19 protein-coding genes, 1 tRNA gene and 1 pseudogene are annotated in these 19547 nt (G+C 38.2%); 4 read left to right on the plus strand and 17 right to left on the minus strand.

Going from position 1 to position 19547, the window contains the following annotated elements:
- From arsA to D0T66_RS02595, 4 genes are all read left to right on the plus strand, one after another.
- Complete coding sequence (gene arsA, locus D0T66_RS02580; protein ID WP_129733297.1) at positions 1-1719, plus strand: arsenical pump-driving ATPase; 1719 nt, start codon at positions 1-3, stop codon at positions 1717-1719.
- Between the two features lie 313 nt (positions 1720-2032).
- Positions 2033-2452 carry a DUF302 domain-containing protein gene (locus D0T66_RS02585; protein ID WP_229058434.1) on the plus strand — a complete coding sequence of 140 codons (420 nt, stop codon included), beginning with the start codon at positions 2033-2035 and terminating at the stop codon, positions 2450-2452.
- Between the two features lie 521 nt (positions 2453-2973).
- Complete coding sequence (locus tag D0T66_RS02590) at positions 2974-5151, plus strand: TonB-dependent receptor (protein WP_129733296.1); 2178 nt, start codon at positions 2974-2976, stop codon at positions 5149-5151.
- 64 nt (positions 5152-5215) lie between these two features.
- Positions 5216-5950, plus strand: a complete 735-nt coding sequence (locus tag D0T66_RS02595; RefSeq protein WP_255489688.1) for a cation transporter — start codon at positions 5216-5218, stop codon at positions 5948-5950.
- A gap of 116 nt (positions 5951-6066) precedes the next feature.
- Here the strand turns inward: D0T66_RS02595 and D0T66_RS02600 are convergent, their stop codons facing one another.
- The 17 genes and pseudogenes from D0T66_RS02600 to D0T66_RS02680 form a co-directional block, all read right to left on the minus strand.
- Positions 6067-6849 carry a DUF695 domain-containing protein gene (locus D0T66_RS02600; RefSeq protein WP_129733294.1) on the minus strand — a complete coding sequence of 261 codons (783 nt, stop codon included), beginning with the start codon at positions 6847-6849 and terminating at the stop codon, positions 6067-6069.
- Between the two features lie 143 nt (positions 6850-6992).
- Complete coding sequence (locus tag D0T66_RS16330; protein WP_229058435.1) at positions 6993-7355, minus strand: hypothetical protein; 363 nt, start codon at positions 7353-7355, stop codon at positions 6993-6995.
- 8 nt (positions 7356-7363) lie between these two features.
- Entirely contained in the window at positions 7364-8044 is a 681-nt protein-coding gene (locus tag D0T66_RS02610; RefSeq protein WP_129733293.1) for a hypothetical protein, read from the minus strand.
- An 11-nt stretch (positions 8045-8055) separates the two neighbouring features.
- The gene (locus tag D0T66_RS02615; RefSeq protein WP_129733292.1) at positions 8056-8289 is read right to left on the minus strand and encodes a hypothetical protein; all 234 of its coding nucleotides are present in this window, start codon (positions 8287-8289) and stop codon (positions 8056-8058) included.
- A 38-nt stretch (positions 8290-8327) separates the two neighbouring features.
- Positions 8328-9260 carry a hypothetical protein gene (locus D0T66_RS02620; RefSeq protein WP_129733291.1) on the minus strand — a complete coding sequence of 311 codons (933 nt, stop codon included), beginning with the start codon at positions 9258-9260 and terminating at the stop codon, positions 8328-8330.
- A gap of 14 nt (positions 9261-9274) precedes the next feature.
- Positions 9275-9868 carry a hypothetical protein gene (locus D0T66_RS02625; protein WP_129733290.1) on the minus strand — a complete coding sequence of 198 codons (594 nt, stop codon included), beginning with the start codon at positions 9866-9868 and terminating at the stop codon, positions 9275-9277.
- 47 nt (positions 9869-9915) lie between these two features.
- Entirely contained in the window at positions 9916-10476 is a 561-nt protein-coding gene (locus D0T66_RS02630) for a hypothetical protein (RefSeq protein WP_129733289.1), read from the minus strand.
- A gap of 20 nt (positions 10477-10496) precedes the next feature.
- Positions 10497-10703, minus strand: a complete 207-nt coding sequence (locus tag D0T66_RS02635) for a hypothetical protein (protein WP_129733288.1) — start codon at positions 10701-10703, stop codon at positions 10497-10499.
- Positions 10704-10754: 51 nt separating this feature from the next.
- Positions 10755-11747: a fusion protein gene (locus D0T66_RS02640; RefSeq protein ID WP_129733287.1), complete on the minus strand. Its 993-nt coding sequence runs from the start codon at positions 11745-11747 to the stop codon at positions 10755-10757.
- Positions 11748-11766: 19 nt separating this feature from the next.
- Complete coding sequence (locus D0T66_RS02645; RefSeq protein ID WP_203558333.1) at positions 11767-12003, minus strand: hypothetical protein; 237 nt, start codon at positions 12001-12003, stop codon at positions 11767-11769.
- Positions 12004-12510: 507 nt separating this feature from the next.
- Complete coding sequence (locus D0T66_RS02650; RefSeq protein WP_129733285.1) at positions 12511-13041, minus strand: hypothetical protein; 531 nt, start codon at positions 13039-13041, stop codon at positions 12511-12513.
- Positions 13042-13063: 22 nt separating this feature from the next.
- Entirely contained in the window at positions 13064-13483 is a 420-nt protein-coding gene (locus tag D0T66_RS02655; RefSeq protein WP_129733284.1) for a virulence RhuM family protein, read from the minus strand.
- Between the two features lie 6 nt (positions 13484-13489).
- The gene (locus D0T66_RS02660) at positions 13490-14014 is read right to left on the minus strand and encodes an ORF6N domain-containing protein (protein WP_129733283.1); all 525 of its coding nucleotides are present in this window, start codon (positions 14012-14014) and stop codon (positions 13490-13492) included.
- An 11-nt stretch (positions 14015-14025) separates the two neighbouring features.
- On the minus strand, positions 14026-14922 hold the full coding sequence (locus D0T66_RS02665) for a site-specific integrase (protein WP_129733282.1): 897 nt from the start codon (positions 14920-14922) through the stop codon (positions 14026-14028).
- Between the two features lie 272 nt (positions 14923-15194).
- A pseudogene (locus D0T66_RS02670) lies at positions 15195-16385 on the minus strand (site-specific integrase); the annotation flags it as partial.
- Between the two features lie 298 nt (positions 16386-16683).
- Positions 16684-16757, minus strand: a tRNA-Asp gene (locus D0T66_RS02675).
- 155 nt (positions 16758-16912) lie between these two features.
- Positions 16913-19003 carry a S9 family peptidase gene (locus D0T66_RS02680; protein WP_163355363.1) on the minus strand — a complete coding sequence of 697 codons (2091 nt, stop codon included), beginning with the start codon at positions 19001-19003 and terminating at the stop codon, positions 16913-16915.
- Positions 19004-19547: the final 544 nt, after the last annotated feature.

Raw genomic sequence — 19547 nt, forward strand, 5'->3', positions numbered from 1 at the left:
ATGAAAAAGTATAATCCTTCAAACGAAAAACTTACCCAGTATATATTTTTCACGGGTAAAGGCGGTGTAGGCAAAACATCTATCGCCTGTGCTACAGCTGTAAGTCTTGCAGATAGTGGAAAAAAAGTATTGTTGTTGAGTACCGACCCGGCATCCAATTTACAGGATGTATTTGATATGCCGTTAGACAATAAAGGTACTCCCATTAAAGATGTACCCCGCTTGACTGTTGTAAACCTTGACCCCGAACAAGCGGCTGCCGAATACAGGGAATCGGTTATCGCTCCATATCGGGGTAAATTACCTGAAAGTGTAATTGCTAATATGGAAGAACAACTATCCGGTTCATGCACAGTAGAGGTCGCAGCGTTCAATGAATTTTCTGATTTTATCACTGACGAAGATAAGAGCAAAAACTATGATTATATCATTTTTGATACAGCCCCAACAGGTCATACACTCCGTATGTTGCAACTTCCTTCTGCGTGGGATACTTTTATTGACGAAAATACGACCGGAGCTTCGTGCTTAGGACAATTATCAGGTTTGGAAGACCGCAAAGATGTATATAAACATGCGGTAAAAAATCTAACCGATAAGTCTAAAACAACGCTCTTCCTTGTCAGCCGACCGGAAGACAGCCCGTTGAAAGAGGTCGAACGTTCATCCAATGAGTTGTCGGATATAGGTATCGAAACACAGCATTTAATCATAAATGGCGTATTAGAAAACTACGATGCAGACGATAGTATTTCCAAACAGATTTATGAACACCAGCAAAATGCGCTGAATAACCGTTCGGCAGCCTTGCTAAAACTGAACACCTATATTGTTCCGCTTCGTTCTTATAACATGACAGGCATTGATAATATCCGTAATATGTTGAATGCGGATGTAGCCATAAAGAACGAAAGTCCGGATATTGAGAAACGTAGTTTCAATACGATTGACAGCGTTATTGAAGACCTCTACAAAACAGGTAAACGGGTGATTTTCACGATGGGTAAAGGCGGTGTAGGCAAAACTACCATTGCCGGGAATATTGCTCGTGGTTTGGCTAAAAAAGGAGTGAAAGTGCATCTGACTACAACTGACCCTGCAAACCATTTGGCTTATATCGAAACGAAAATAGACGGCATCACAGTAAGCCATATAGATGAAAAAGCGGTGCTTGCTGCCTATCAGAAAAATGTGCTTGACAAAGCAAGGGAAACAATGGGTGATGCTGATTTAAGTTATATCGAAGAAGACCTGCGTTCCCCATGCACACAGGAAATTGCCGTTTTCAATTCCTTTGCCGAAATAGTTGCCAAAGCGGATAATGAAGTGGTTGTGATAGATACTGCACCAACCGGACACACGTTGCTGCTGCTGGATTCAACCCAAAGTTATCATAAGGAAGTAGAACGGACACAGGGAAATATCACCCCTGCGGTTCAAAACCTATTACCTCGCTTGCGAAGCGAAAAGGAAACGGAAGTGGTTATCGTAACCCTGCCGGAAACAACACCTGTGTTTGAAGCACAAAGACTGCAACAGGACTTACAACGTGCCAGAATTAAGAATAAATGGTGGGTGGTTAATTCCAGTCTTTTGCTGACTTCAACCAATAGTCCATTCCTTAAAGCTAAAGCATTAAGTGAAGTGCAATGGATTAATAAAGTGAAGGAGATTTCAGACGGGAACTTTGCCGTTATTGAATGGAAGGAAAAAGTGTAATTTAGAACGATCTGCAAATTATTCTGAAGAAAATAAACGAATAATTTGCAGATCTTTTAAAAATCTTCGATTTTCATCAATCTTTTTTATTTTAAATTAATGATGATGTACATCCATTTTTAAAGAAAATCAGACTTTTAGCATATTTAGCTGTTAAAAATTGACTATCAAAATCTTTATAAAATTATGTAAGGTGCTTGTATCTTCATGCAATGTAAATAGTAAAAATAAAGCGGATAATAAACGTATTATGCAACCTTTTTGGCAAGAAAATTGTTTAAATAATAACATAGAGTAATATAAAAAAAGAATCATGAAATCAACAGAACAACCTGAGAGCGCAATGTTTTTAGAAAACGTAAGCCGTTACAGTTATGACGAAACCTTCGATAAACTATCCGAAAAAATCCAGTCTCTCGGAAACTGGAAAATACAGCATATTCATGATATGCAGGAAACGCTTCGCAAAAATGGGAAAGAAGTGCTACCGATAAAAGTCATAGAATTGTGCAACCCCAAATATTCCGGCAGAATATTGGAGCATGATATGGAACGTCTTTATTCATCATTACTTCCATGTCGCATATCTATATATCAGACTTCTGATGGTATAACCCGTATTTCGCGCATGAATTCGGTTGCTATGGCAGCACAAATCGGCGGACTGGTAGAGGAAGTAATGAGCGAAGCCTTTGCTGAAATTGAAAAAGCAATAGCCGAAATAGAATCGTAAATTAAACAGTAGATAATCTGTGAAAATAGTACGAAACTTGCAACTAAGTTGCAAAACATAATCGCTATCTTTGCAGCATGAAATATTTGTCCCTCATATTATCCATATATGTATTACTGTTATCAGTAATGCCATGTTGTTTTGAGGATAAATGTTTAGCTATATATACAGATACCGTTGAAACGAGCAATGACATAGGCAATAGTTGTGACGACTGTTCCGATGATAGTTGTTGTTCCCCTTTTCTACATTGTAATACCTGTTCCGGATTTCCGGAAGCCCGTTTTTATAATCCAATAATAATAATTTTAGGCTCTATACCTGATTATAAATCAGATTATATAGTAAAAAACGCTCTCTCTGATTATAAATCTTCAATCTGGCAACCGCCAAAAGCATAAACTAATTTTTATTATACAGGTCGTTGTGAATATGCCCTGCAATTTTTACGATAATACATTCTTTGTAATATCGTAATCCTCATATCATTTATAGTTGAAGATTTAAAAACAAGAAATAAAATGAAAACAAAAATTATACTGATGCTATTCTTAGTATTCAGCATTTCCAATATTTTCGCTCAAAATACACTTAACGTTAAACTAATAGACTGTGATAACAAAGAGCCTTTAATCGGTGCTAATATTATACTTCAAAATACTACGAACGGAACATCTTCTGATGCTGAAGGATTAGCGGTACTCTCCAATATTCCAGACGGTAAACAGAGGTTTGAAATTACTTATGTAGGATATGAAAAGACCATAAAAGAATTTACATTCCCGTTGGCTTCGGATGAACCTATCGTTATCAGGGTTGAGCCTGATGAAGAAACATTGCAGGAAGTAGTTGTTTCTTCAACAAGGGGGACACGTACTTTTAAAGATATTCCTACCCGTATTGAATTTATAAATGCCGAAGAGTTAGGCGAAAAAGGAGTGATGAAACCCGGAGATATACGTATGCTTCTGAATGAAAGCACGGGTATTATGACACAACAAACATCAGCCATATCGGGTAATTCATCTATTCGCATTCAAGGTTTGGACGGTAGATATACACAGATACTAAAAGACGGTTTTCCCGTATTTTCAGGTGCAGCAAGCGGATTAGGTTTATTACAGACACCACCGCTCGATTTAAAGCAGGTTGAAATAATAAAAGGTTCTTCTTCTACTTTATACGGTGGCGGTGCTATTGCGGGACTGGTAAACCTTATATCGAAAACGCCTGAAAAGGAAAGGGATTTCTCAATCCACCTGAATGGGACAACAGGTAAAGGGCTTGATGTAAACAGCTTTTTCGGTCAGAAATTCAACAAGGTAGGTACTACCGTTTTTGCATCGTATAACCGTAACTGGGCTTATGATCCGTCAGATGTTGGCTTTACGGCAATACCAAAGTTCGACAGGTTTGTATTTAATCCTAAGCTATTCTTGTACCTGTCTGAAAACACAGATTTTAATTTCGGTATAAACTCCATGATTGAAAACCGTCTGGGTGGTGATATGGAGTATGTAAAAGATAAGGGAAACGAAGAACATTCCTATTTTGAAAGAAACAAGACACAAAGGCATTCAAGCCAACTTACATTTGAACATCGTTTCGACAAACAAAACAGATTAAATGTAAAGAACAGCATTACTTATTTCAGCCGTAAGATTGAGATTCCCGATTTCAAATTTGACGGCGACCAGTTATCGTCTTTTTCAGAAGTATCTTATATACATACAAAAGAAAAAACGGAATGGGTAGCGGGTGCGAATGTGTGGACGGATAAGTTTACCGAAGAAAAACTGACCGATTTTCCTTTACGTGATTACAATATGACTACCGTAGGCGTATTTGTACAGAACAATACGAAAATAACGGACTGGATGAATCTTGAAAGCGGATTGCGTACCGATTATATTAACGATTACGGTTTTGCAGTTCTACCCCGTATATCTTCTCATTTCAAGATAACGGAGAAATTTTCATCCCGTGTAGGTGGTGGGTTCGGATATAAAGCACCTACCATTTTTTCGGAAGATAGCGAACGCATCCAGTTTCAGAATGTCTTGCCGATAGATGACAACAGGAACAAACTGGAAAGGAGTTATGGGGCAAATGTGGATTTTACTTATAAAACGGGTTTGTTCGGCGACCAAGTATTTTTAAGTATAAACCAGTTATTCTTTTATACTTACCTGAAAAATCCGCTTGAACTGCAAGCTGCTGAAAATAATCGTTGGCAGTTTAATAACATTAACGGTCACGTGGATAGTAAAGGGGCTGAAACCAATATGAAAATTAAGTATAAGGATTTCGGTTTATTTCTCGGATATACCTATACGGATGCTGATGTAAAGGAAGACGGCAGAAGCTACCAAAAAACCTTAACCCCGAAACATAAAATCAATTCTGTTTTAATGTATGAGGTGGAAGATAAATGGAAAATCGGATTGGAAGCTTATTATACCGGAAAACAAAATTTGAATGACGGTAAAACAGGTAAGGATTACCTTGTCTTCGGATTAATGATGCAACGAATTTGGGAAAAGTTCTCAATATATGCTAACTTTGAGAACTTTACCGACAGACGGCAGACAAGGTTTGATACCATTCATACGGGTTCGATGACTAATCCTGAATTTCGGGACATTTATGCACCGTTGGACGGTTTCATCCTGAATACCGGGATTATAATTAAATTGTAAAATGAATAAATCAATTTTTAAAATTGAACAAATGGATTGTCCGAGTGAGGAAAACCTCATTCGGATGAAACTCCAAAATATAGAGGGTGTTGCAAAGCAGGAATTTGACCTGAAAGGCAGGATATTTACTGTTTACCATACAGGCGACTATCAGGAAATCGAAAAGCAGCTTGCTACCTTGAATCTCGGTTCACGCTTTATTGAAAGTAAAGAAGTAACAGGAGAAGTCCAGGCAGAGGAAAATAGCAAACAGCGTAAAGTCCTTTGGATTGTACTGGCTATTAACTTCGGCTTTTTCCTGATTGAAATGTCAACGGGTATTATATCCAAATCTATGGGATTGGTTGCTGATAGCCTTGATATGCTTGCTGATGCTTTTGTTTATGGATTAAGTTTGTTTGCAGTCGGTGCAGCCGTAAGCCGTAAGAAGCGTGTTGCTATGATTTGCGGATATTTCCAGATACTTTTGGCTGCCGTTGGTTTTATAGAGGTAATCAGACGGTTTACAGGTACAGAGGAAATGCCTGTTTTTCAAACAATGATAGGTATATCCGTACTTGCTTTGATTGCTAATGTTATATGTTTGCTTTTACTTCAAAGGACGAAGAGCAAAGATGCCCATATTCAGGCAAGTATCATCTTTTCATCCAACGATGTAATAATAAATGCAGGGGTAATTCTTGCCGGATTCTTAGTATGGCAGTTGAATAATCAGATACCCGACCTTATTATCGGTAGTATTGTATTCCTTATTGTTATAAGAGGGGCAATTAGGATATTGAAACTTGCTAAAAATTAAATAATGTCATTTGATCTGCAAATTATTTGTATATTTTCTCTCAAATAATTTGCAGATCTCATAAGAATAGTAACGGGCGGAAACCGCGCGTCTGTTTATTTTATATCAGCTATATTTTATCTGCTGTTTTGTGGGCAGCATCCCCAACCGTCGTATTTGGCACCGTAGTCATTACCCAATGTTACTAACTCCCATGTATATTCGTTAATCTCTGAGGGCATGACATTGTTTAGCCGGGAGATTTGCAATGCGAAATGATAGGAATCGCCATGATCTACGGTTTCTTTTAGCGCCACTTTATATCCGAGCGTTTCGACTTCCCGAATAAACTGCTCTCGCCCTTCTTCGGTCGGGAAATAGATAAAGTGATCCACTTCCCTTTCTTTGCTGAAGTCGTCGCCGTCCTGATCCAGTTGGAATAAGACCGACTGGTTTTCTATGGTTTGCAGTTCGTATTTGGATGGGTACAACAAGTCGAAGTAGGTATTCCAATCCTTGTCTTTCTGCACTTCAATGTTGTACGAGTATTCGGGATGTACATTCATGACGGACTTTAAGAGTTCCTCGCATTCTTTTCCGTGTTTTACATAAAGGTACATATTCATCAGACCGTTTGACTTAACGATTCCTGCGACGATGACATTTTTCTTTTCGGTAGCCTCGATGATTTCTTCTTGGATGCTGTGTAGTACCTCGGATTCTTCTTCTGCCGTGAATAATCCGTTTTCATCTGCGGAGAGCATCTGAATAGTAAATAGCAGCAACTCTTTGAGGTTATCTATTGGGGCTAAGTCTACCAGCGCGAGGTTCATCAGGACGTTAGCGGGATGATCTTCGATGTGGCTGAAATAAGCAACCCATTGTTCTGGTATATTGTTGGTTTTAATTGATTCTGACATATTGTATAACTTTTATTACGGCGTGAATTTAACTAAAAGATTTTAATACTCACTGTATTAGGATAATCTAAAAAATATTTAGTGATATAATAGCTATCCCGACGGTGTTCCGTCGGGATTTTTTCGTGTATAAAGAGGAAAATTCAACGAATATCTGTACCGAACATTTCATTGAAGAACGCTACAAGTTCCTCTCGACGCAGGCTATCCCAATAGAGAGAGGCAGGGTGATACGGTTCGTGCCGACCGATTTCATAGGCAATATCCATTTTTGTAAAACGCTTGCCCTGATTGTAGCGCATTTCTGTACCTTCCAACCAACGTGAACGACGGCTTTGTTGTTGAAGCGGGAGCAGTTGTTCCAACATATAGGCATAATTTTCGCCTACGGTGTGTCCGCTTTCCATTTTATACGGACTGTCTTTACAACGCTTACATTCGTCAATGGCGGCGTTCAAATCTGTTACTTCAATTATGTTTCCATCTATGTCTTTTATTGTTGTCATATTCTTTGTTATTTAGAGGTTTGTACTTGCATTGAGGAAACATACCAATTATCTTGATACTTGTCTCCAATCAGGTTAAAAGTACCTGATAGTCCGCTATTATCTGCGTATTTCTTGGCTTCCATTATAGAGCTGAACTCGCCCAACTTTTTGAATCCAATAAATAATTTATACATGGTGCTGTTCTGTTTATGCTTGATGACTTCTGCCTGTAAAATGGCATACGCTTCATTATAATTTTTCTTTTTCTGTTCCAATTTGGCTTTGGCTTTGAGTAACTTTTCATCCGTTTCAAGATTGAAAAACAGGTCATTGTGTGTCATATAGTCGATATATTTGGCGATTGCCCTTTCTACCTTAGTTATCTGCGCTTTTGCCGAAGCTACTTTGCCTAAAAGGAAGTCAAAACCTGTTTGCAATCCCGTCCGCTTGTCGTATGCACAGTGATATACCCAAATTTTCTTACGGGGGTATTTACATACCAATTTTGCCCTGCGCCACTCAATAACCCACCGCCAACGGTCTAACATGGCACGAGGGATGTCGATTATATGTAGTATTTCACGGTTTCTGTCCTCGTCCCTTACTTCAAAGGTTATATATACCCAATGTTCTATTTTGAGTTCCCGTTCCGCTTTTGCAAGGTCTTTGGCATCTTGCATCCAATCGTCTATTTTTTCCTGTGCCATGATATTGATAATTAACTGTTATAAATTTGCTGTATTTCTTCTCCGATTTTTGACAACGCTTGTCGTTGTTCATCGGTAAGTGATAGTACAAAATCATCGTTGCTATACCATTCTCCGCTATCTTCTTGTTCTCGGAAACATCGCCTGTTAGCAGTATCTACGATTCCCAATATTACATCAACTTCGGTTGAAGTTAGTCCGCTAATTGTGCAGGTCTTATTTGTTTTATTTACTTTCAATTTCATGCTTTTTGAGATTATGGGCGGATTACTCCGCCCTTTGGTTATTCATATGCTTCAATCCTTTCTTTTACAATCTCATGTAAGTGTGAATTGGATTGATAAATTTTGATTTTTTCTTGAAAGGTTTTATTTTGCCAAAATTGGTTGGCATCATCAAGGAATTTTGCATCTATTTCATTATTGCCGTCTCTGTCCTGCTCTATACCTGTAATATCTTCAAATTCATCAAAACTAAGCCATTGCCACCACGTATTAAGAGTTTGCAAAGACCATTCATTCGGCTTTTTGGGACTTTCCTCAAATGATCTGACAACCGTTTTCAATTTTTGTCCGTCTGATACACTTAATTCTTTATCCCTGTCCAAAAGCCAGTACAGGAAAAAGATGATAGTGTCTTTAGATATTATATGATTGCCATTGAATAGATTTAGCAAAACAACAGGTTCTTTTTCTTTGGCTTTCAATGCTTCTTCGCTTGTGGTATAGGCATTTTCACCGATACCGAAACGTAGGGAGTTGTTTACGGTAAATTCTACCTTTCCGTATTCTTCCATTTTCCTGTATATGAAGTGTTCTAAATCTCTTATATCGTGTATCAGGTCGAAAGGGTGCAAGGCTTCCAGTTCTTCTTTTAACTGGTTGTGAATATCCCTTAACATGGGTTCAATGGTAAACCATTTAGTAGGGTTGGTTATCTTTCGGCAAGTGGCAGGATCGTGAACGTCATCGAGAAATAAACCATTCTTATCAAGTGTGCAATAACAGTCATAGCAGAAATGCGTATGATATTCCGTTTCGCTCTTTTTGATAGACTTATTTATGATTATTCGGATTTGACCGTTCTGTAACAGATAAAAACGGATGCTCCAACGGTCAGTTTCAAAAGCTATTTGATAATGCTTGCTTTCGCCTGTTACCCTGTTCAGGAAATGTACAACTCCCTTATACATAATTGCTATTTTATTCGGTTTCATATTGATTGGATTTATTAAAAGAATGATAATTCTAATTGTACAGGTTTACGCCCTGTAATCTCGTCAAATAAGGCTTTCGCTTGTTTTAATACATTGATTGCATATCGGTCGGTCTTACTGCTGTCTTTTTCAAGTCCTGTAAGCATTTCATTTAATGCTGCTTTCAGGCAGTCTTTTCTATTGTCGAATATTTTACCCCATACATTAAGCCCATAGCCTGATCCGCCTGTACTGTGAGAGTAACTCATTCCATAAGTCCATTTTCCGTTTAAGCCTTTACCCAGTGTGATATGGTTAGATACCGCCCAACCGTCCCGATGTGGGAATTGTATTTCTTCACGTTCCAAAAAATCAGGTCTTTCCAACCAACCGTATTCGTTAAATTCCTTTTTAATGAAGCCAAATACTAAATGTCTTTCGTACTCTCGTTTATTCATTAATAACTGGCGAGGGGTATTTCCAAAACTCTCGTATTCCTCTATTATCGCCCTGTCGTTACGTCTTAATGCGTTCAGATATATAGCTACATTGTGGCGTTCTGCCCTGCAAAAATTGATGTCCTGTATCTTTTGCAATTTTTCGTATGCTGACAATTCTCTGTATTTCATGACTGTTATTTTGTGGGGCAGGGTTACTGCCCCGTGTTTGACTTCTTTTATCTTGCACTCATTGTTATAGTTCCTCGCAGATTGGGTGAGAACTTTTGTTCATAGGCTTCAATCTGCCTTTCAAGTTCTTCCCATGCGGTTATTTCTTCATCATACATCTGTAAATCGGCTTTACATTCTTGTATTAGAATTGTGAGGTATTCTTTTTCTATTTCAATTTGCTTGATTGCTTCATCCGCATTTATCCTGTCTTGTGAATTTTCATCAGGCTTGGTTGTTGGCAGGAGAAAAACGCAGTTGTATGATGTCAGATAATTCCATGTTTTGCCCTCCACACTTGCATACATTCTGTGATTATTGTCAGATATACCGATTGCAATGCCTTTACATCCTCTTTTTTCGGTGATGCTGTAAGAAAGGTTGTTCGGGTTCTCTGCGGTGTATATGGCTTTAATTAGCTTTGAATTGGCTACCTTGCCATTAAAGGCTCTGATAAACGGCTCACACGTTTCCAAACCTTTTATAAGGTTCTCATTTACTTTAATTTGTTGGTTCATTCTATTAATGAACTCTTGTTTTCTATTGGGGTTCTTTAATCCGTAATACATGATATATTGTTTTTTGATTGTTAATTATTTACTGCGTCCCATTCTCCTTTTTGGTCATCAAACCAAATTGCATGATAGAATTGGACGGTTACTTTTGGCTTCTTTCTTGGGTTGGCAAAGGTTTCCGTTTGGCTGACTTTCCACCCTTTTGCAGTTTCTGCGAGAATTATACAGGATAGGTTTTTATTATACCTGTGGATGAATTTCATATCTATATCTACTCTCATGGTGATTGTTTTTAGTAGGGCAGATAGGCTCTGCCCTGTGTTCTACATTGTTTAATCCAATCCGAAATAATAGGCTAACCTTTGCTCTTGTGATTTCGGGAAAATCCATCCTTTAATTTTTTTCCCATTAAAGGTTAATCGACTGTTGAAGCGTCCTCCCATTGCTCTTAGTTCGTCTTTAATTGCTTTGGTTTCCCCGAATACCGCTACTGCTTTGGCTGAATACTCAACCATTGTACAACCGCATTTACTTTCCCCTGTCTGGTTGGTTGGTGGCGTTGTGTTGGACTTACTGATATGTATATTATCTTCGCTTCCTGCTGTGTATGCAAAATCTTCAATAGTGCGTTCACGGTTATATACTGGCACTTTTTTAATTATCCAACCGCTATGCCTATATTCTCCTAAATAATACCCTGCACCCATAGAGTATTTTTCCCTATTTTCGTAATCCTCGTTAAACTCGGCTAAATAGGCGGTTTCCTCGAAGTTTGATGCGTATTTACGCATTTCGGAAAAAATATCCCTTTTATGTTTGGAAAAGCCTAAAATGACGGTGCGTTGTGTGCTACTTCCGTAATAGTCGGTTTGACTATCGCTTTCGTTTTGTTTCAGACGTGCCACGATTACCGCTTGCGCATCTTCGGGAAATATCTCGGCAAAACGTTTACGCCCTATTACCTTAACTTCTTCTACTCTTATCTTCTCTTTTTCGGCTTCGTCTGTTTCCGCTTTAACTATGTCTTTCGCTTCCTGAAGAAGTAACGCCACTTCAAAACCATCCATAAATTCAGGATTTTCGCTGTCGTAATAATAACCGATACCGAATTTTTCGCTTAATGGTCTGATTATGTCTGCTGTCTGAAAAACTTTTTTCCGTAGGTTAATCAGCTTGTAAGTGATACCCCAGTTATTTTTAACGATGTCATAGACTACATATCTGTCATAGCTATAACCCTCCATTTGGATAACCTGATTGACTTGAACAACCTGTATAGCCTTGTCAATTTCCTTGTTTGCTCCTAATAAAAATACTTTGCTCATAACTCTAAATTTTAAGGGATTATAAAAAGGTCAGCATTGCGAGAATAAAGAGGATTATAGCACCCATACCCACGAAAAAGGAGAGGATACCCCGTATAACAGGAAGAAAGAGATACAAGCCCACTAAAGCCCAAATAAACCCTGTTCCCCACACACAGAAGCCCAAAACCGCCAAAACGATTTTTAAAACCAATTTTATGCTAATTGGATGGTAGGCTGTCGGTCGTTGTTTCCTATTTTTTTCTGTACTTCTCATAATTTCTGACTTTTTTTTTATGCCAGTATGGAGAGGGTGAGGTGTGATCGAGTTTCAGGTGCCTTACTCACGCAGTGCTTTTTGGCAGCATCAAGATTTTTCAAAAAAATACACTCGCTTTCCTGTACCTGATTGGGGTGCAGATACATTTCTTTAAGAAAAGAGGCTATAATTATTGCCCGGATAATTTCTTAAAATCTATTACAAAAGAGATTTTGAATCGAGGAAGATTTTTTTAAAAACACGTCTGATCTTGTGCAGCCAATAAACATGAAATAAATTCGCGCCTGATACTCGTTCACTCCGAACCCCTCCTTTTTTATGGTCATAACTAAATGAGGAAGAAATTATACCGAGGGAAGTACAGAAAAAAGGAAATTTGGTTGTCTGCTTTGCGTTTATCATAATAAAACGCAGAACTTTCCTCACAGAAAGGAAAGCTATATACAAAAAAAGCCTGTACCGATTTTTACGATACAGGCTCCATTTGGATTGTGATATGTATTTTTATTTTGCTCTGGTTTTTCCGTAGCATTTGCTGCCGTCAGGAGATAAGTAGAAATCAAATGTTTCTTCAACGGCTGTTCCACCCGGAGCGATTGAGTATTTGCATCTAACAATTACGGCAAGAACATCATTCGGATTCTTACTGTCATATCCGTTAAGATTATCCGGAGTAAGATTTTTTAGAGAATCAATAGTATTGCTCATCCGTGCAATATCAGCATTGTATTTATCAATTTTAGCTTGATTTTTTTCTCTTGCCAGTAGATCTTCACTCATTTTTTTAGCCAGCTCAATCTTACTGATGTTAGGTTGATTATTTTTCTGAAATTCATCAGTAAGATAGGCGATACTGTCGGCAACCGTAACGTTGCCGGTTTCGCTAATCTCAATAATTTTGAAGTTGAGATTTTCTTTTGTGTCGCTCCCTTTTAACAGGTTATCAGTAATGGTTTTTTCGTAATTACTCGTTGATGAGTTTGAACCGCAGGAAACCATAAAAACAGCGATAAGTAAATAAAATACGTGTTTCATATCTAAATGTATTAAACGTTTATTAATTCATCGAAATAGCCGGAAGTTTTGAGTGTAGGTTATATACTATCAGAACTTCTGTTGATTTTTTATTATCAGTCCGGGTATATTCGGTTAATGCTTTCATTACCCATTCCCGAAATGCTTTTGCTTCAAAAGATGCTACACGGTAGCTGACAAATATCAGTGCTTCCAGATTATACAGTACCGTTTCGCATGGGTGCCCGTTGCTCTCAAATTTATGTATTCGGGTAACATCTTCTTCACGGAGCAAGCCGGATTTGAATATACTCCGTAGATTGTTACCAATCGTATTGACAAATACATTAAATAAGTCGGCAATTTGATGTTTCGTTACCCACAGGGTGCAATTTACAAGTTTTGCTTCAACAATCAGTTGATTTTCACTATTTTCTTTAATATTTATATATCCTCGTTCCATAATATATTATTCTTCATCCTGTTGAACATTATAACCAATACGCTTACGGGGTTTATTTTCCAGTTCCTTTTGTGATGCAAGTTCGGTAAGAGCTTGGTAAATATCACTAAACTGCATATTTGTTTCCACCATAAATTCCTCCAATTTACGATTTAATTCCGCATAACCCAGTGCATATTGTCGTAAAGCGACAAAAGCTCTGATAATAGATATATTAACCTGAATGGCCAACGTGCTGTTAAGAACGCTTGACAGTTGGGCTATACCCTGTTCAGTAAATGCAAAAGGTAAGTATTTTACGTGTTGCCCTTGTCCTTGATTTTCTAAGGTGCCAAAATTGCACCTTAAAAAATCGTACTCTTCCTTTGAGAGTTCAATCATAAAATCCGGAGGAAAACGGTCTATGTTCCGACGAACAGAACGTTTCAGATTTTTGGTTTCAACCTGATATAATTCAGCCAAATCGTAATCCAACATAACTCGCATACCTCGGATTTCATAAATCTTGCTTTGAATAATTTGTAATTCCATGATAAATATTTTTAGAGGTTTAATGCAGTATCCATACCTGTAAGGTGTTCTGATAATTTCAACATATCCCGCCCAATCTTTCCGTTATCCATTCGTACCAATGTTTGGGTTGTATTTATATTGGTATGTCCTAACATTCGGGATATTGTTTCAATGGGTACCCCATTCATATAGGTAATAGTAGTCGCAAATGTGTTTCTTGCAACCCTGAAAGTGAGATTTTTACCAATACCGCAAATATCACCGATTTCTTTCAAATAATCATTCATCTTTTGATTACTTGCTATCGGTAAATTTTGACTGTACTTATTCAAAATTTTCTGCGGAACTGAAAGCAAAGGGATTATAACAGGTGTATATGTCATGCTCCGCATAATTTTGATAATAGGATTACCGTCTTTATCTGTTTCAAAATTTTCGGTTGTTAGCATTGATAAGTCTGAATAATTCAGACCTGTAAAACAGGAAAAGATAAATACATCCCTTACTTGTTCAAGTCTTTTAGTCGAAAACTTTTTGCTCAAAATAGACTGTAACTCCTTTTCCGAAAGGAAGGCACGAACTACCTCTTGCCTTTTAATCCGGTAATGGCTAAAAGGGTTGTTGGATATAGCCTGTTTTTCACAGGCTATATTTACAATACGACGGAATAATTCTATTTTCTTGGCGGCTGTGTTTACGTTATATTTGCGAAACTTCATCAGGTAATTTTCAAAACCTATTATGAAATTGACGTCGATTTCGGACAGCAAGTAATCAACTTTCCCATATCGTTGTTTAATGTAATCAGCGATATAGTTTCTCACCGCTTCATATTTCAGGTAGGTAGATAAGGCTTTAACCTTATATACATTCTTATTATACTCGTCGAACAGAGCTATTACTGTTGAATATTCATTTTTTTTCATTACTATTAAAAATTAGTGGGTTAAACAGCTAATTGAGTATTGGCTTTTTCCGATTTAAAAGTGAGATTGCCTTCATTTTCAAAAGTATTAGACCAGAGAGATAATTTTTCTTCTTCTGAAAGGCTATGCCACATGACAGATATACGCTTTAATCTTTCGGGATCATCAGACAGAGTGCCGGGAAGATTAAATAAAGCCATTTTTTCATGCAATGAAAGGCATTCAAAAAGTTTATCTAAATTAGATTTAGATTTGATTCGCCTTTCTTCAAGTTTTTCAGCAAAAGAAGCCATATCGTTGCTTACCTTAACATCGGTAATTCTTGCATAAATTTGGGTAGTTTTTATGTTTGTATGACCTAACATTTTTGATACACTTTCAATGGAAACTCCTTTTGTAAGCGTAAGAGTGGCGAAAGTGTGTCTTGCAAGATGAAATGTTAAATCTTTGTCAATACCGCAAACAGCTCCGATTTCTTTGAGATATTCATTCACTTTTTGATTGCTTGGAACAGGGAGAACTTTCTTATTGGGCATCGTCCCTTTATACTTCTCAATAATTTGCTTTGGAATGTCGAGTAATGGAATATTGTAGCTTGTACCTGTCTTTTCACGTTTCCCCATTATCCACAAATTATTATCAAATGAAATGCGGATATTACTTTCATCCAATCCTTTTACGTCTATATAGGAAAGTCCGGTATAACAGCTAAAAATAAAGATATCTCTTACTCGCTCCAAACGTTCAGAAGAGAATTGTTTCTTCATGATTTCGTCTATTTGTTCTTGCATTAAATAGCCTCTATCGACTTTCTTAAACTTTATTTTATAGTTGGCAAAAGGATCAATGTGAATCCAACCGTTATTTTTGGCGAAAAGAATAATAGTGCGGAATCGCTGTAAGAATTTAGCAGTAGTATTTTCCTTACATTTGCAGCTTGTCATTAGGTACACTTCAAAATTTCTCAAAAAGGAGTGATTTACCTCTTTCAAAGAAATATCAGCAACATTATAATACTCTTTAATAAAATTAGCCATGTGCCTACGGGCTACGTCATATTTTTGAAGTGTACCTTTTGCCCTGCTTATACCAACCAATTTAGCGATATCATCAACATGCCGTTGGAATAATTCGAGTACGGTTTGGTTTTTAATTTCAAGACCAAGAAAGATATTTTTAACCCGATCAGGATTAACATTGTTCTCTTTGGTGAGTAAATCATGGTAAACGTTGTATAAGCCTGTTTTAATTGTTTCCAGAAAGGTATTTATCTCGACAGCTTCTTTTGTTCTGCCCAGAGCCATTGACGACTTTACATCCCATGATTTAGGATGCACATTTAATTTGGTACTGAAACGGCTTATTTGTCCGTCGATTGTAATCCGGCACATGATAGGAACACTGCCATCGGATTTTTGCTTGTCTCTTTTCAAAAAGAAAAGAACTTTAAATGTACTTTTCATAAACTCATTTTTTAATGTTACAAAATTAAAGTAAACTATCTGTTAATGAGTTTTATGCAGACTGCCAATTCCCGACAACACACTGCCAATTTTGGACAATTCGTACCCCTTTTTCTTTGATTTCTCGTACCCCCTGTGTCCCTTTTTGGTTTGGGGTATGAAATGGGACACACTAAATGTCTTTTTTTGGCTTTATTTTGGCTTTTTCCTAAGACAACATAAATAAAAAAAGTCCCTCATATTCACTGAATATGAAGGACTTGTCTCTTTTTTGGCGCCTATTGACTTAGGCTTTCCGCGGTATGGACGGGACTCGAACCCGCGACCCCCTGCGTGACAGGCAGGTATTCTAACCAACTGAACTACCACACCATTTTTTTGAACATCATTTCCTTTGAAATGCGATGCAAAGATAGACGTCATTCCCTCATTCTCCAAATATTTTGAGAGATTTTTTTATCGAAATGGCTCTTTTTTTGCACCGCATTTTATACTTATCTTTTTATCAAGAGTTTATATATAGATAATTATTTCAGATATTCATCAAACCAACGGAAAAACTCCCTCTGGAATAGGATTCCATTCTGAGGCTGGGCAATCCAATGGTTCTCATTCGGATAAATCAGCATACGCGCCGGTATACCCCTCAATTTGGCAGCATTGAATGCCATCATTCCCTGAGATGCCAGAATGCGGTAATCCAACTCTCCGTGGCTGACCATAATAGGTGTATCCCACTTGTCGACAAAGCGGTGAGGCGAATTGGCATAAGTCCGTTGAGCGATATTGTTATTCCTATCCCAATACGAACCACCCAAGTCCCAGTTAGCAAACCACATCTCTTCCGTCTCGAGGTATTGAGCTTCCAGATTGAAGATGCCTGCATGAGAGAAGAATGCTTTGAAGCGCTTGTTGTGATTTCCGGCTAACCAATAAACAGAGAATCCTCCGTAGCTGGCTCCTGTACAGCCCAATTTCGTCTCATCCACATACGATTCTTTCGATACGGCATCGATAGCCGACAAATAATCTTTCATATTCTGGCCACCGTAGTCCCCACTGATTTGCTCATTCCATTCCGTTCCAAATCCCGGTAATCCGCGACGGTTGGGAGCGACTATAATATAACCGTTAGCCGCCATCATCTGCAGATTCCAACGATACGACCAGAACTGGCTCACTGTACTCTGCGGGCCTCCCTGACAGTATAATATAGCCGGATATTTCTTATTCGGGTCAAAGTTCGGCGGATAAACGACCCACGCCAACATTTTCTTTTTGTCGGTAGTCTCAATCCAACGTGCTTCAACCTTACCCATTGTCAGTTGCTCTAATATATCTTTATTCTCAAAGCTTAGCTCTGTCGCTTTTCCATCTGCTATATTGACCGAATAAATCTCATTCGGCTGAGACATGGAATGACGCACAGCAATCAGCGCCCCCTCCCCTGCCAAAGCACACGATTCGTAATCGTAATCGCCGCTTGTAATGGCGTTTATCTCTTTGGTATGAATATATACCTTATAAATATGTGTTCTGGCTTCGACGCATGAAATCATATAAAGGCTCTGATTATCGCTGTTCCAGATAATAGCATCGGCATTGTAGTCGAAGTCTTCGGTAATATATTTCTTTTCACCTGTACTCAAATCCATTACGAACAAACGGTTCTTATCAGACTCGTAGCCGTCATGCTCCATGCTTTGCCAGGCAATATATTTCCCATCGGGCGAAAATAGCGGATTGATATCATACCCCATCATCCCCTCAGTTATATTCTTAGTTGCTTTTGTTTCTATGTCATATAGGTATATATCCGAGTTCGTAGAAACAGCATATTCCAAACCTGTTTTTTTGCGGCAGGTATAGGCGATTGTTTTTCCGTCGGGGTTCCATGCTAATTGCTCTGTGCCTCCGAATGGCAACATCGGGCACTCATACGGTTCACCCTCGAGAATGTCTGTTCCTGTTTTGATGGTATCACCCGTAACCTCTGCCACAAAGCTATGCGGAATTTCTTCTACCCATTCAGACCAATGTTTATACATCAAGTCATCTATAACACGTCCCGAAGCCTTTGGCAAATCCGGATACATATCCACCGTCCGCTCTCCGAATTTTACATTCTTAATATAAAGTACTTTCTTCTCGTCAGGAGAGAAAGTAAAGCCACTGATACCACCTTCGATATCACTGATTTGCTGACGTTCCGTTCCATCCGGATTCATCGTCCATATCTGGGGCGAACCGCTCTCGCTACTCAAAAAGGCAATCTTGCTGCCTCCTGCCATCCATACGGCATTATTTTCGCTATTCGGTGTTAGGGTTATCTGTTTTCGGTCAGAACCGTCAACATTCATAACAAACAGTTCCCTGTTCGTCTTATTCTCTTCTACACTCACGTAGCCGACACCATACAGTATCTTTGATTTGTCCGGCGACACCTGAACATCCGAAAGGCGTCCGAAACTATACAGCACTTCGGGTGTCATTATCCCGTTTTCTACCTTAACAGTCGATTTCCCGATGACAGGAGTGGTTTCGACCGATTCTTTCTGCGAATTACATGCAAGCATTGTTGCACCAAGAGCCAATGCCATAATCGATTTGTATTTCATATTATAAGTCTTAATATTTCAGTGATTTGGTTGTACAAATGTACTCCAATTCCTTAGAAATGTCAATAAGAACATATTACAAAACACTAACAATCTGATTATCAATCGGAATTTAGTTAAAACTTGACACTCTTGACATATTTGACGCGATACAGCGTTTTTTGTTTTGTCATTTTTTCTTAACCACAAACAACAATCGAGGAGCGCAGGCGAGTCAAGTATCTCATCACTTTCGCGGAAAGAGACTTTTCACATCCGTTCGAAGTGACAAAAAAAGTAACATATCTCTACTCATTTTCGATGTTTTTATCGGGTTACTTTTTCTCAGTGTGCCCCAGTGCCTTCTTCGTGGAACTCAGTGTCACCTTTTTCTCGTTAACTTGTATACTCAATAACTACTTAACCAGTAAGGGCACAAAATAAAGAACACAACGAAACATCCCTCGCGGATTGCTTCCTTGTATAGATAAAATATCCCGTAACTAATAAACTTGTCTACTCGTTTACTTGTCTACTCGTTTACTTGTCTACTCGTTTACTTGTC

This window comes from Dysgonomonas sp. 25, from assembly GCF_010501075.1.
GTDB lineage: Bacteria > Bacteroidota > Bacteroidia > Bacteroidales > Dysgonomonadaceae > Dysgonomonas.